Raw genomic sequence first — 15,221 nt, 5'->3', positions numbered from 1 at the left:
GAATACTCAGTGTTAAGACTGAATAACTGAAGTTTTTATCTAATTTTGAAACAAATAAATCCAAGTGTAAACACTTAATAGTACGATTACGGTTATAAAAATTTTACAAAAATCATTTTTTCCAATACTAAGAATACCCGACATTTTTAGTCGGGTATGTTTGACTGGTATTTTTGCTCGTGTTACTATCAGGCGACAGCCGACAGACAAACAGGGAAAGCTAGTTTATGACTCAGGCCATCAAAACCCAAACCCAAACCCAAAGCAGCACTGCCTACTTTCAAGCTTTAAAGTGTAAAGAGTGTGGTGCCGAATATGAACTCAAAGCCAGTAATGTTTGTGAGTTATGTTTTGGGCCGTTAGAAGTCAAGTATGACTACAGCGCTCTCCGTCTGACTGTCACTCGTGAAACAATTCAAGCCGGGCCCAATTCAATTTGGCGCTACCGTCCCTTTTTGCCTGTTGCAACTGACAATGTTATAGATGTGGGAACGGGCATGACTCCCTTGGTTCGTTCTCACCGTCTTGCCCGTCGCCTGGGTCTAAATAAGCTTTATATAAAAAATGATGCGGTTAATATGCCTACCCTTAGCTTTAAGGATCGGGTAGTATCAGTTGCTCTATCAAGGGCACGAGAGTTGGGTTTCACTACCGTTTCTTGCGCTAGTACAGGTAACTTGGCAAATTCTACAGCTGCGATCGCTGCTCATGCCGGTTTAGACTGCTGTGTGTTCATCCCCGCAGATTTAGAAGCCGGTAAAATTATCGGTAGTTTGATATATAGCCCAACGCTGATGGCCGTCAAGGGTAACTACGATCAAGTAAACCGTCTCTGTTCAGAAGTTGCCAATACACATGGCTGGGGTTTTGTCAATATTAATCTGCGCCCTTATTACTCTGAAGGTTCCAAAACGCTAGGTTTTGAAGTTGCTGAACAACTAGGCTGGGAGCTACCCGATCATGTTGTTGCTCCTTTGGCATCTGGTTCGCTGTTTACAAAAATTTATAAGGGTTTCCAAGAATTTATAGAAGTTGGTTTAGTAGAAGACAAGAAAGTCCGTTTCAGTGGCGCTCAAGCAGAAGGTTGTTCACCCATTGCTCAAGCCTTCAAAGAAGGACGCGACTTTATTAAACCAGTTAAACCAAATACAATTGCGAAATCCCTAGCGATCGGTAATCCAGCAGACGGTATTTATGCTGTGGAGTTAGCTCAGAAAACTGGTGGTAACATTGAATCAGTCAATGATGCAGAAATTATTGATGGCATCAAGTTGCTGGCAGAAACCGAAGGCATCTTCACAGAAACGGCTGGTGGTACAACCGTGGCCGTGCTGAAAAAACTGGTAGAAGCTGGCAAAATCGATCCAGATGAAACTACCGTGATTTACATCACCGGCAATGGTCTGAAAACCCAAGAAGCAATCCAAGGCTATGTTGGTGAACCTTTGACTATTGATGCTAAACTGGATAGTTTTGAACGCGCCCTAGAGCGATCGCGTACTCTCGATCGCTTGGAATGGCAACAAGTTCTCGTTTAGTTAGTAGTTAGGAGTTATGAGTTTTTTATTCATGACTCCTAACTCTTAACTGTATTCCTAACTCTTCACTTTGTACTTTTATGGCTGTAACAGTTTTAGTTCCTACGACTCTTCAGAATTTGACTAATAATCAAGCTACCCTAGAATCCAACGGTAGCACCATTGCTGAATTGTTGGATTCTTTAGAACAAAGCTTTCCTGGGATTAAATCCCGGTTGTGCGATGACGAAGGCAAGCTACGTCGGTTTGTAAATTTTTACGTTGATAGTGAAGATATCCGCTATTTAGATGGTATTAACACAGCCCTAAAAGATGGCGATGAAGTAAGTATTGTCCCTGCTGTTGCTGGTGGTTAATACAGAAAACATCAAATAAAGTAAAAGACTTACCAAATAAACCTTTGAGAAATTAACTGATTCCCGGTCTGAGACTGGGAACCAGTTAAAAACTTAGCGATCGCCTGAGATAATTTGAGAGAGTACCAACGCTTAACTCTTACTTGATATCGTCGCAGAGATGGCGATCGCTCTTACTGACATTCGGATTATTCTTTAGATAGTCATACAGCCAATCACAACCACGCTCCAGTAAGCTATCTAAATTCTTGAGATGATTTAGCTCATCCAAATTCCAGAGAATTATAGCCCCATCAGCACTGCCCAAAGCCAAAGTTTTACCATCGGCTGAGAAATTCGCGCTTAATAAATGATCGCTGTGTCCAGTCAAAGTTCTCATTAAATGACCGTCGCGTGTCCAAAGTTTTACAGTCTTATCATCACTGGCTGTTGCAATCATCTTACCGTCAGGTGAAAAATTCACGCTATTCACCTGATCGGTATGCCCCTTCAACTTTTTGTACCAGCGAAACTCGCCCTTGTCATCCTGCTTCCAAAGTATCACCGTCTTGTCATTACTACTAGTGGCAATCATATCGCCACTAGGTGAGAACCTAACACTCAAAACCCAACTGTTATGCCCGTTTTTCCCTGCGAGAGTCTTGTAGATGTGAAACTCGCCCTTATCGTTTTGCTTCCAAAGTTTCACCGTGTTGTCATCACTAGCTGAGGCAAGCATCTGACCGTTTGGCGACCAAGCTATAGCCCTTACCCAGTCCTGATGCTTGTTGAGAATCTGAGGTTTGATACCATCTAGCCGCGATATTATTACTTTGTTGTCCATAGTACCCAAAGCGATGAACTGACCGTTGGGTGAGAAATTCAAGTCCAATATCTTATCGCTTTTTGGAAAAAGGGTTCTCAGTAATTTACCGTCACGGTTCCAGAGTTCCACTGTGTTATCATCACTAGCGGTAGCAATTGTCTGACCATCAGGTGAGAAACTAACGTTATCGCTATGCCCTTCAAGAGTTTTGTCTAAAGTACCATCGCGCTTCCAAAGTTTCACTGTCTTGTCACGGCTGGCTGAGGCAATTATTTTGTCATCAGGTGAGAAATCTACCTGATTAACCCGATCGCTATGACCGTTGAGAATACTTACCACACCACTACCGTACTGAATCTTCATTGTGCTGTCAGCGCTAGGAGAAGTAGGAATTTGGGCGTTGCGTAAGCAACTGGTATTACCAACTTGCCAAACTTTCATCGTACCGTCAGCACTGGCAGAAACTAGGATTTTACAGTCAGGTGAAAACCTGACAGCATAAACTCCATTGGTATGTCCTGATAAAGTTGTGAGTAATATACCATCAGGCTTCCAAAGCTTTACAGTCTTGTCGTCACTAGCTGTAGCAATCATCTTACCGCCGGGTGAGAAAGCCACACTATTGATTCCATCTTTATGTGCTTTAAAATCTTTTAAAGGAGTGCCGTCTCGATTCCAGAGTTTTACTCTGTTGTCGTTACCAGTCGCAGCAGCACCACCAGCAGCCGCCGCAATTGTCTGGCTATCGCTTGACCAAGCAATATCCCAAACAAAATCGTCATAGCCTTCTGTAGTGTGCAAAAGCTTACCATTGGATGTCCAGAGTTTCACAGTTTTGTCCCGGCCACCAGTGGCAATCATAGTACCGTCGGGGGAGAAAGCCACACTATTCACTCCATCTTGATGTGCTTTAATCGTTTTTAATAAAGTGCCATCTGGCTTCCAGAGTTTTAGTGTACTGTCTCGACTTCCTGTAGCAATTGTCTTACCATCTGGCGAGAAATCGATACTATAAACTCCCTTATTTCCGCCACTATTTACTCCATCTTGATATGCTGGTAAGGTTTTTAATAAAGTGCCGTCTCGCTTCCAAAATTTTATGATGCCCTGGAAATCGCCTGAGACAATTGTCTGATCGTCAGGTGAGAAACTCAAACCTAAGACTTTATCTTTATGTCCTTCAAGCGTCTTGTACACGCTACCATCTAAATTCCAGAGTTTTATAGTATGGTCATAACTAGTTGAGGCAATCAACTTACCATTATGGGAGAAAGTTACACCCCAGATTAGAGCCTTGTGTCCTTCTAAGCGATCGCGCTCTACTATCCAGTAAACTGATTGCTGTAATGCCGCTATAACTTGGGTACGAATTTCAGAATCGGTTTTTCCCCAGTCTGTAGCTTGGAGTTTTTTACCTGCTTTAATGGCTTGTTTAAGTGCTTCAAACCTTTGATTTGAGGCAAAAAGGGCTTCTGAAGCTTTACTAATCGCAATTGTCTCAGCTTGTTCTGTCTTTTGCCTTTCAGATTCTGCTCGCACTCCCAATCCTACAGCTATAACTGCCAGAATGGACATTATAGTGACTCCTGCGATCGCAAAATTTCGTTGTTGTTTTGCGTCATTGCGTTGTCGCTTAAGAACACGATTTAGTTCTGCTTCAGCGTGTTGTCGTTGTTCCTTTTCCTTTTTCTGTTCTTCTAATTTTCTTGCTTGTTGTGACTGCCGGATAAAAGATACTAGATAATCATGAACCAGTTGATATAGGTTAGCAGGGTCTTCAGGAATATTTAACACTAGCCCCGAACCAACTAAAATCTCTAAAACTAGATTGAGCTTTTCTTTTTCTGAGACAATATCTGCTGTTTTTAAATCTTCCGCTAAATTGTCAGAAGTTTTGAAGGGACGAGTACCTTTTTCGTCTGTTAGTAAATATAAAACTACTCTGGCACAGAGTTCGTTCTCAGAACCACAGTCTTTAATAACTTCTTCTAAAAATCGCTCGACTAGTTTTTCTTTTGTTCCTGACTGAAGATATTGTTCTAAAGTTGTAATTTTATCTGTTTGTAGTTGCGAACCGACGATTTGTAACTCAATCGGGCGTACCTCGCCAAGTTCGTCTGATAAATCTTCTACTAATTGATCGATTAACTCATATTCTAAGTAAAAGTGGGTTTGTTCAGTCAGACTTTGGACAACAGCTTTGGCATCTTTTGAAGAGAAATTTCCTAAATAATAACGAATATCCTTATCTAAAATATTGTTATTAATTGCTCTAAAATTTAACAGGCGATCACATTCTAATAAATAATGCAAATAATCTTCTCTCAAGCAGAGAATAACCTTAACAAAAGGAATATCCAAACAAAGTTGCAAAAACTTATAAAATGGCTGTCTTTTACTTTGGTCTGTGTAAACAAAGAAAAATTCTTCAAACTGGTCAAAAATTAAAACTGTTAACTTCCGCTCGGATTTTTTCCGCAAACTTTCACAGATAAATTCTATTGAATTACTAGAGGTACCATTATCTGCTAAACATTTTGCTAATATCGCCATCCAATCTGTATAAACTCGCATGACAATAGGTAATACATCACGCGCATCTATTGATTGTAGTTGCAGGGTTGGTACTAGTCCCCCATTCAAAATTGAACTTTTACCTACTCCTGACTGACCATGAAATACAGTCAATTTATGGTCAGTCCGGCTCATGCGTTTCATCAACCGATTGACATCTTGTTGCCGACCAGAAACAGCAATTTCTTGAGCAACTTTTATGAGATTTTCTCCTTGCACTAGTGCCGGGTTAATTACCTCATGCCGAGGAATTAAATAAGCTGCCCCAATAAAAGCACGAAAACCATATTGATGTTCAATTTTAATTAGCTCTTGCTTAATCTGAAAAGCTGCAAGATATTGAATTTGTTGATAATAAATGCTTTGTAACCTCTCCAAAATCCGAATGTAAAGCTCTGGATCGTATTGAGGTTTAGTTTCTCTTCTTGCAGCTTCTAGGGTAGTTAAAGCATCTTCCACCTTATTAAGCTGCTGTAGCGCTCTGGCTAGTGCAAATAAATACCAACCTTGATGATAATATAGCACCAATTCTAAATTAGCCTTCGATTGGATGGATTGGTTACTAGCTACAATAGAAAGCGCTTTTTCGGCAGCTTGTTTAGCTTTATTCCAAGCAGACTGAGAAAGTGCTACTTCAGCGATAAATCCATAAGCTCTTGCTTTTCTAAACCAATCAGGATAAGTTTGATATAGAGTTAAAGCTTTTTGAGCAACTGCTTCTAATTTATCCCACTGCTGAAGCTTTTGTAGTACTTCTCCCAAAGCGTTAATAAATTTTGCTACCAAGTCAGGACGATTCGCCTGCTCAAATATTTTGAGACATTTGTAATAATAATTTTTAGCGTTCGAGCAAGCATTTTGTTGTTCTGTTAAATGTTGCACGGCGTAGGTACGCCACCATAACCCCAAATTGTAAAGTACACAGCCTTGCTGTTCTAGTTTAGAACTCTGTTGCAAAAGTGCGAGACTGCGTTCATAATGCTGGCGTGACTGTTCCATCGAAACCGCATCTCGACCCAGAACAAATTCTAAACTGGCTTCTAGTTCTGCGTCTAACTTCACACCCCGCTTTTGCAGTTCAACTTGTGCTAACTCAAGTTCTACGCGGTGCGGCGAACCGATTGCCAAGTTGATTGCGGAATTATCGAGAAATTTTCCTGCGCCAGCATCTAAAACTTGAGCAAAAACTGATTCAGCAGTTTTTTTGATAAATTGAACTAAATCAGCAGTTGCGATCGCAAAATGAATTATTGTGGCCCAATTCTCAAAATCTGTCGCTAATCTGATCAGCTTTTGCAGAACTTGGTCATTAACCAGTAACATGACTGGAAACGGGAAGTTTTTTCTAAACTCCTCTCGTACTTGGTTAGCTGAGGTTAAAACTGTATCAATATCTTTAACCGATTCCAAACCAAAAACCATTAATGCTGATGGCTGTTCATCTCCCAATTTTTCACCTATAGACGTGTAAAGAGTTTTCACTGACACGGGTAAGGTAATTTCACGGATTTTAACAGGAGATAGTTGGTGTAGACGTTGTACTATATCTTGACGGAAAGCTGCATAGTTACAGCGCAGCAAAGTCAGTGAAAATTCTCCCTGAGAAAGGTTAATTGCTCGCACCAAAGTTTGCAATGAACGTTCATTGTCAAAGGGTAAATTTTCTGGCTCTTGCTGATTAATCATAATATACAGCAGTTTTTTTTGTATGAAGTACAAAGCTACGGGTTTGGAAGCAGGAAGAACGACGGACAATTTTTGTTAGTTGTAAAAAGCTGTAGTTGTGAAGATGACAACTGACACAGTTCCCGCACTTGTTGATATAACTCCCGACTTATTGATATAACTCCCGCACTTGTTGATATAACTCCCGGACTTGCTGATATAACTCCCGGACTTGTTGATATAGCTCCCGCACTTGCTGATATGGCTCCCCGACTTGTTGATATAGCTCCCGGACTTGTTGATATAACTCCCGGACTTGTTGATATAACTCCCGGACTTGCTGATATGGCTCCCGCACTTGTTGATATAGCTAACGTTATGAAATTTGACAAAATACCTCATAAGTTAGGCATACAACTCTACGTCCCTACAGCCGATTTATAACCTAAATTCCTTGGCTTCAGCCAAAATCGGATTGACATCAAACCAAGAACCATCCTCATTCCGGTATTCAAATACAAACATACTGCGGAGCAAAAGTTCGTATCTTTCATGACCTCTCAAGCTTTTCTCTTGCGTTACCTCACGTAGTAATTCCCATTCATCGGGTGTAATTGCCAAAGTTAGCTCATTGCGGCGTTGTTTAATCACCCTATCTACACACTCCCGCGACAGAGGTGGGTCTTCTTGCTGAAGACAGCGAAATAATAACATTAACAAATTACGCAAATGACCGCCGCTAACTAAACAAAGTCGCTCTAAAGTATCAGGACTATCAAAAACCTCGGTAATTAAATTCTGACTTTGTTCCCAACTGACACCAGGAAAAGCCCTCGCCATGACCATCTGTTGTAGTAGCGTAATTCCTTGTGAAAATTGTGAACCATCTTGCAATTGCACAGGAACCATCGGCAAAACCTTGGGGTCTACGCCAAAGCGATTTGTTAACCTTCCTAAGGCGTTGGAAAAAATCAACACTAGGGGAATGGTATAAACAACATGACAATTTAGCTGGTTTAACTGTTCACCACGTTCTACAAAAAGATATTCTGGCTGGTAATAACCCGAAGGCTTCAAAGAATTATCCACTCTGTCGAGATTATCTATAATTACCACCAGTCCTTGTTTACCTTGCTGCTTGAGTTTTTCTACAGCAGGCTTGAGCAATTCTTTGTTAATTGATTCTAAAATGCCATTGGTGCGTGGTTCTAAATATTGCCGTAACTGGCCGCGGAGTTTGGGACTATCTTTAGTTTTGGCAGTAATTTTGGCAATACCCACAGATAATTCAGCCTCCACCCCAATGTCTAGCGGCGTTTGCAAAAACTCAGAAATTTCTGCAAATAGATTTTTAAAGTATCCTGGTTTGAGGTTGATTTTTATTGCTTCTAAACTTTGACTCACCTCACGAGCTACTGCTAGTAAAATATCTGTAACATCAATATCAGCCATATCGAGGCTTTGGCTAGATTCAAAATAAACCACATGAAATCCCTGCTGCTCTAACTCTGCCTTGAGTCGCAGTAACTCGGTGGATTTACCACAGCCAATATGTCCGGTAAATAATTGACAGGTAGGTTGTTCTGGTGCAAGGCGGGTGATAGTTCGCCCAAGTTCTTCAATAATCTTGGCACCACGAACTTTAGAGAAATCAATATAATATTGTCTATCCTCCGGTTTGCTCACAACCAAAGTTTTACTGGGGTTACAAGCTTGAAAAAACCTGACTAAATCTAGTTTCATCACAAATCACCCGAAATTAGCCTGATACTCTTGCCATTTCAGTGATTATACAGATGATAAAGCGGCTATTTCGGAAAAAACTTCTTCAAGGCGACTGATTAAGGACTTCCATAAAAAACGTGAGTTCGACAGACCTCTCCCTGCCTTGAACTTGCGTTCAAGTCTGTCCCTCTCCGACTCGGAGAGCTACGGTGTACACACATCTCTGTGCCAGGTGCAAAATGTGGTTTTATCCCCCTAAATCCCCCTTAAAAAGGGGGACTTTAAGAAGTTTTCTCCCCTTTTTGAAGGGGGGTTAGGGGGGATCAAAACGTTGTGGGGCTAGGTTATCAGACTTGTGTGTACACCGTAGGACTCGGAGAGGGACAGGTTTTGCGTAGTAAAACCAGGGAGAGGTTTTTTGGGTGGACATGATATGACCCAATACGGTTCAGTTAAGGCTAAAACTCTGTTGTCAAAGTCAAAAGTAAATGCACAACGCAGCTAGCAAACCTCTACAATTTCAACTTTTCACCCCGAATCGAATAATCTAACAACTCCATCGGGTGAATAACTGAAATCTTCTTACCTTGTAACTGCAAATGCTTCGTAATTTGCAAAGTACACCCCGGATTAGCAGAAGCAATTAACTCAGCACCAGTATTCAACAAATTCTGTACTTTTTGCCGACCCAATTCTTCAGCAACTTCCGGTTGCAGCATATTATAAACTCCAGCACTGCCACAACATAAAGCTGCATCTACTGGTTCTCTCAACTTCACCCCTGGAATTTGTCGCAATACCTGACGCGGTTGGACGCTAATCTTTTGACCATGCAATAAATGGCAAGCATCTTGATAAACTAAATTCAAAGGTTTATCAGTCAGTGGCGACAGTTTTGCTGTTATACCAACAGTTGCCAAAAACTCTTGAGCATCTTTAACTTTAGCTGCAAAATCCTTCGCCTTTTGCCGATATTCGAGGTCATCTTCTAAAATATGACCGTATTCTTTCAAAGTATGACCGCAACCAGCAGCATTGATAATTACAAAATCGACATCAGCCTTGGCAAAACTATCAATCATCTGCCTTGCTAAAGCTTTTGCCTGTTCTGTCTGCCCTTGGTGTTCGGGAAGTGCGGCACAACAACCTTGAGATTTGGGAATCACTACTTCACAACCATTCGCTGTTAAAACCCTCACCGTTGCTTCATTCACTGGGGAGAAAAACAGCCGTTGCACACAACCCAAAATTACCCCGACTCGATAGCGCTTCTCACCTTTAGCAGGAATCACACTAGGCAGATTATCTTGAAAAGATTTGAAGGTAATTTCTGGCAGAATTGATTCCATCGCTGCCAAACGGGGCGATATTTTATTAAGTAAACCTGTAGCGCGAAAGAATTTAGTAAACCCCAACTTTTGATAAACCAACAACGGAACTAATAAAACTCGTAAAAGATTGGGATAGGGAAACAGAGAAAATATTAGTTGACGAAAAAATTGATCTGGCAAACTGCGGGGATAATTTCGTTCAACTTGGTGACGAGTTGCAGAAATTAATTTGTCATACTGCACACCAGAAGGACAAGTACTCACACAAGCAAGGCATCCCAAACACGAATCAAAATGTTCTACGGTTGCCGTATTGAGAGCAATCTCACCCTCATTAATTGCATCCATTAAATAGATGCGTCCTCTAGGTGAATCCATTTCCTTACCCAGCACCCGATAACTAGGACAAGTCGAAAGACAAAATCCACAATGTACACAACTATCAATCAACTTTGGGTCAGGTGGATGATTAATATCAAACCCTTTCAAATTCTTTAAACTAGCCGTATTATTAACAGAATTATCTGAAACTTGCATATTTCTACCTTTCCCCTCTTCCTTTGCGTCCTTTGCGTCCTTGGCGGTAGCCTGTGGCAAGCCGCTTCGCGTCTACGTTTTCTTAAAACTAAATTCCACCCACAAACCGCCCCGGACTTAAAATATTCTTACTATCAAACTGTTCCTTAATACGGCGCATCAAAGGCAAAGCATTCCCCGTATAACCCCAAACATCTATTTGTTCTTTAACCGCCACTGGTGCTGACAGAATTGTTAAAAAACCACTAAAAGCTTGAGTGCGATCGCCTCCGGCGGAGCGTAGCTCATCGCGCACCTTCAAAACTTGATTTTTATCCTCTAATTGTAACAAACCTAAACCACTACTTATATGAATTAAACCCAACCCCACCTGAGTCAAAATCTCTACAGCAGCAGTAGGCAACACTCCTATTTTGCAGGTAATTACTGATTCTGTGACAGTACTATATATTCGTTCTTGCAATCTCTGCCATAGACTAGCTTCATCAGCGTCAGCAAAAATTGCCCCATTTAAACCTAACTTTTGACCTACTTCCAAAACTCGGTTTGACTGTTCTTTAACACTCTCACTAATACTCTGAAAACGGGCAATTAATCCCAATCCTTGACCCAAACCTAAGCTAGACACCAATTTAGTTGATAGCAAATCAGCTTGAACTGGTGTTAATGCCGAACCTCTAAGAATATCAGCCGCTTGGGATACAGCTTCAGCACTACCAGTTAGTACCACCGTCCCCGATGCCTCTGATAGCGGATACACACGGAAAGTCAATTGACTAATAAAGCCTAATGTGCCATAAGACCCAGTAAGCAACTTCATCAAGTCATATCCAGCAACATTTTTAACTACTCTTCCCCCAGCTTTGGCGATTTCTCCATCAGCACGGACAAAGGTAACACCTAGTAACTGGTCACGGACACTACCATAACGTTGCCGCAGAGAACCTGTATCACCTGTGGCAACAATACCGCCAATAGTTGCTGACTCCGGTGCTGTGGGGTCAAGGGCGAGAAATTGCCGCGATTTTGCCAAAAGTGCCTGGAGATCCGAGAACTTCATTCCAGCTTCTACTGTGACAGTCAAATCGCCAACAGCGTGTTCAATCAGTTGATTGATGCGTTCTGTACTAACTACGACATCAACGTCCTTAGCTAAACCACCCCAGCTAAGTTTACTGCCACTACCACAGGGGAGGACGCGCCAGTTGTGAGTGTGAGCTTTGGCGATGACTGCGGCTAGTTGTTGTTGGGTGCGAGGATAGACGATACAAGTGGGAGGTTTTCCAGAAGTTACAGCTTGTTGGATACGTTTTTGCTGGTCTATTTCGATATTTTCCCAAAGGCAAACAGCATTTTCTTCGCCGATAATAGATGCAAAATCAGTAGCGCACACGCCTTGCGGCTTGTCGTTAGATATCGCTTTCATTGAGTTTATTTTTTTACGCTCTACATCTAATTTACTGGCTAACCTGACCAAAAAAGCGTATTGCCATTAATATACGGTGGCTGTAGATGCCTAGGTTGGGCTACGCCAACACGAACCAAACGCTACTCATTTGCGATAAACAACGCTTGTAGCGAATGATATACCGATATTACCAACCTCAGAAATTATTAAAATCTCATTAAATGTTTACTTAATTGTCTAAACAGTCTTAACTGTCCTTGCATTTTCATTAAAAGAGTAAGAGTATGTTTATAGAAAATTACTTTAATTTTCCTTAACCATTAAGTTGATCTAAATACATAAGTTCTTCGCACTCTACTTAATGGTTAAGTTTGCTTTTTTCTCATTGATGTAATAAAGCGGAACTGAAAGGTTAGGTAATCCATTCTAAAACTAGAATTTCAGGTGGAATGAAACCATGAATATATTTAAGTACATCAAAAAGGTGATCGTTTTTGCCCTGGTTGTGTTTAGTTTGAGTTTGGCGCTTCAAAGCCCTAGCTATGCGGCAGCTTTAGAAGGAAAATGGAAGCTTACCTCCTTAAATAATTCTCCTGTTCCCGAACAATTTAATATTACAGTCGCCTTTGATCCTAATGAAAGCAGAATCACAGGTAATGCAAATACAGGATTTGCACCCGTGCCATACTTTGGCTCTTATAAATCGACAGAGAATACAGTCGAACTACTAGGGCCTGTAATAAAACCACTTATATATCTTGGCGAAGAGGGGGAGAAATATTTTTCTACACTAAATTCAGCCGAGTCTTATGATGTAAAAGATCAAAAGCTAACAATTACCGACTATTCCGGTAAAAAGTTGAGCTTTGTTAAAGCTGAATAAACTTATGATGTTCTTGTAAGCGGTTCCACATTTAAATTGCATATACTGGGCGGGCAGGATGCCATTAGTGTCAAGTTAAGAAAATTAGAGTCTTGTCAAGTGGGTAAAACTTAATGGTTAAACTCAAGACAGTGGTGTTGATACTAGTTATGAGTAAACCCCGCAAAAAACAAGGGAATCCAGATTTTCGGCATCGAGTTACCGTACCTGCCCCATCAAGCCAAGAGATAGAATCGCGGCTGTTTGAGTTAATCAATCCAGGTACATTTGCTAATCTCAAAGGTGTAAAAGACAAACAGCGTAGCTTGCGATCGCGGATACTAACCCTACCAGTGATGGCTGCAATAGTACTGAGTTTGGTGTATCGACAAATAAATTATTTAACAGATGTTCTCCGCTGCCTGGAAATAGAAGGATTACTGTGGGTTGAGGCAATGTCTGTGAGTCGGCAAGCGCTATCTCAACGACCAGAAAGCTTGCCAGCAAAGTTATTTATCAAGCTATATGAGCAAGTAATAGAGCGCCTAGCAGCCAAGAAAAATCCCGCAGAAGTTGACCCAAGGTGGTCATCGATAGCTGAAGAGTTTAGTGCAGTATGGATAGCGGATGCATCGACCTTGGAAGCCATCAAAAAACATTTAGGACAACTCCAAGAAAAAACAGGCGCAGTGTTGGCGGGGAAGATGCTGATGGTGGTAGAAGCATTTACTCATCGCCCAGTAGCAGCGTTTTTCGATGCCGACGCGAAACGCAATGAAACCAACTGGTGGCAAGAACTACAACTACGCTTACCAGTAGGTGGTTTACTGATCACAGATATGGGCTAATATTCTTGATCCGCAACAACTTTCACCACAGTTGGTTTGTGATTTGTATCGCCGACGTTGGCAAATCGAAGATGCATTTTTACTGACTAAACGCTTACTCGGTTTATCTTATCTGTGGCATTCCATTCCCTGTACCCATTCTGGATAACCCCCTAGTTTATCTCCTTCTACAGGTGTAATGCGATCGCAAAAATCATCCAGATCCTCAAAACCCAGTCGCTCAATCACTTCATCTTCTAGCGTTTCATTTCCCAATTTATCCCAACCATAAACCAAGGCTACAAGGTCTTCCAACTGGGGATAATCTTCCACTTGTTGCCAAGCAATAATAGTTTTAGCAGAAAAATGAGATCCATAGAATTAGAGACGCAATTAATCGCGTCTGTACAAGAGTTAGGAGTTAGTATTTGATGGCTTCTGATTCATAACTTATAACTCCTAACTCAATATGCGTCCATACACTGCTATCTTAATCGTACCAACTGGCGTTGGGGCTGCCATTGGGGGTTATGCAGGTGATGCTTTGCCTGTTGCCAAAGTCATAGCACAGGTTTGCGATCGCCTAATTACTCACCCCAATGTCCTTAACGGTGCAAGTTTATACTGGAATCTTCCAAATACTTTCTATGTTGAAGGTTATGGACTTGACAAATTTGCCTCTGGATGCTGGGGTTTGCGTCCAGTCCGCAACAATAAAGTAGGTTTGCTTTTAGACCAAGCTATTGAGCCAGAGTTGCGGCTACGACATATACAAGCAGCCGATGCAGTCAGAGCAACTCTGGGATTGACTCTAACAGATTATGTAATTACAGATGCACCATTAAATGTAGAATTACGGACTACAGCATCGGGAGCTAGTTGGGGAACAATTGGCAACCCAGATAGTTTATTACGAGCAGCTGAGATATTAATTAAAAAAGCGGGTGCAGAAGCGATCGCAGTTGTTGCCCGTTTCCCCGATGATATGGACTCAGAAGCAGTACAGAAATATCGCCAGGGTGAAGGTGTAGATCCTTTAGCGGGTGCAGAAGCCGTAATTAGCCATTTGCTAGTGCGAACCTTTCAAATTCCTTGCGCCCATTCTCCCGCCCTTTTAAGCGAACCTCCACAACCAGATTTATCTCCGCGTTCTGCCGCCGAAGAATTGGGTTATACCTTTTTGCCGTGCGTCCTTGTAGGATTAAGTCGTGCCCCACAATTTATAATAGATAAAGGAGCGATTGCATCAGAAAAAGGAGATATTTGGGCAGATGAAGTGGATGCTGCGATCGCACCTGCAAATGCTTGTGGTAGCAGTGCCTTACTGAGTTTAAGTCAAAGACAATGCCAAATAATTACAGTAGAAGAAAATAAAACTCTAATCAAAGTTCCTCCCCAATCGTTGGGGATCAAAGTTATACAGGTAAACTCATATTTAGAAGCTGTAGGCGTATTAGTAGCACACAAAGCAGGCATTAACCCCTCCGCTCTCCGTCCCAAACTATCACCTTTGCAGCCAGTAATTAAAAGTTAGGAGTTAGGAGAGAGGCGATTAATCGCGTCTGTACAGGAGTTGGAAGTTCTATCTTCCCC

Annotated in this window: 11 protein-coding genes; 5 read left to right on the top strand and 6 right to left on the bottom strand. The window is 41.5% G+C overall.

Features of this window, described 5'->3' with window-relative positions:
- Window positions 1-227 precede the first annotated feature (227 nt).
- Window positions 228-1,538: a threonine synthase gene (gene thrC, locus G1O98_RS19200; RefSeq protein WP_163930621.1), complete on the top strand. Its 1,311-nt coding sequence runs from the start codon at window positions 228-230 to the stop codon at window positions 1,536-1,538.
- Between the two features lie 80 nt (window positions 1,539-1,618).
- Window positions 1,619-1,894 carry a ubiquitin-like small modifier protein 1 gene (locus G1O98_RS19195; protein WP_114083352.1) on the top strand — a complete coding sequence of 92 codons (276 nt, stop codon included), beginning with the start codon at window positions 1,619-1,621 and terminating at the stop codon, window positions 1,892-1,894.
- A gap of 139 nt (window positions 1,895-2,033) precedes the next feature.
- Here G1O98_RS19195 and G1O98_RS19190 read toward each other — a convergent pair whose 3' ends face one another.
- The 5 genes from G1O98_RS19190 to G1O98_RS19170 all read right to left on the bottom strand — a co-directional run bounded on the left by G1O98_RS19190 (window position 2,034) and on the right by G1O98_RS19170 (window position 11,957).
- Window positions 2,034-6,959: a tetratricopeptide repeat protein gene (locus G1O98_RS19190; protein WP_163930619.1), complete on the bottom strand. Its 4,926-nt coding sequence runs from the start codon at window positions 6,957-6,959 to the stop codon at window positions 2,034-2,036.
- A 148-nt stretch (window positions 6,960-7,107) separates the two neighbouring features.
- A complete protein-coding gene (locus G1O98_RS19185) occupies window positions 7,108-7,296 on the bottom strand; it encodes a hypothetical protein (RefSeq protein ID WP_163930617.1) in 189 nt (62 codons plus the stop codon).
- 80 nt (window positions 7,297-7,376) lie between these two features.
- Window positions 7,377-8,681: a P-loop NTPase fold protein gene (locus tag G1O98_RS19180; RefSeq protein ID WP_163930615.1), complete on the bottom strand. Its 1,305-nt coding sequence runs from the start codon at window positions 8,679-8,681 to the stop codon at window positions 7,377-7,379.
- Window positions 8,682-9,175: 494 nt separating this feature from the next.
- On the bottom strand, window positions 9,176-10,531 hold the full coding sequence (locus G1O98_RS19175) for a (Fe-S)-binding protein (protein WP_163930614.1): 1,356 nt from the start codon (window positions 10,529-10,531) through the stop codon (window positions 9,176-9,178).
- 88 nt (window positions 10,532-10,619) lie between these two features.
- A complete protein-coding gene (locus tag G1O98_RS19170; RefSeq protein ID WP_163930612.1) occupies window positions 10,620-11,957 on the bottom strand; it encodes an FAD-binding oxidoreductase in 1,338 nt (445 codons plus the stop codon).
- Between the two features lie 439 nt (window positions 11,958-12,396).
- On the opposite strand from G1O98_RS19170, the gene G1O98_RS19165 reads away from it, so the two are divergent.
- Both G1O98_RS19165 and G1O98_RS19160 read left to right on the top strand, forming a co-directional pair.
- Window positions 12,397-12,822, top strand: a complete 426-nt coding sequence (locus G1O98_RS19165; RefSeq protein ID WP_163930610.1) for a hypothetical protein — start codon at window positions 12,397-12,399, stop codon at window positions 12,820-12,822.
- Between the two features lie 113 nt (window positions 12,823-12,935).
- Window positions 12,936-13,649, top strand: coding sequence for a hypothetical protein (locus G1O98_RS19160; RefSeq protein WP_163930608.1), 714 nt, complete (start codon window positions 12,936-12,938; stop codon window positions 13,647-13,649).
- A gap of 108 nt (window positions 13,650-13,757) precedes the next feature.
- Here G1O98_RS19160 and G1O98_RS19155 read toward each other — a convergent pair whose 3' ends face one another.
- Window positions 13,758-13,961, bottom strand: a complete 204-nt coding sequence (locus G1O98_RS19155) for a hypothetical protein (RefSeq protein WP_228058168.1) — start codon at window positions 13,959-13,961, stop codon at window positions 13,758-13,760.
- A 136-nt stretch (window positions 13,962-14,097) separates the two neighbouring features.
- Between G1O98_RS19155 and G1O98_RS19150 the strand changes: the two genes are divergently transcribed.
- Window positions 14,098-15,162: a DUF3326 domain-containing protein gene (locus G1O98_RS19150; protein WP_163930606.1), complete on the top strand. Its 1,065-nt coding sequence runs from the start codon at window positions 14,098-14,100 to the stop codon at window positions 15,160-15,162.
- Window positions 15,163-15,221 lie beyond the last annotated feature (59 nt).

It is taken from the genome of Nostoc sp. UIC 10630, assembly GCF_010747425.1.
Classification (GTDB): domain Bacteria; phylum Cyanobacteriota; class Cyanobacteriia; order Cyanobacteriales; family Nostocaceae; genus Nostoc.
The sequence above is the reverse complement of the archived record's forward strand: the minus strand, read 5'-3'. Positions and strand labels throughout refer to the sequence as shown.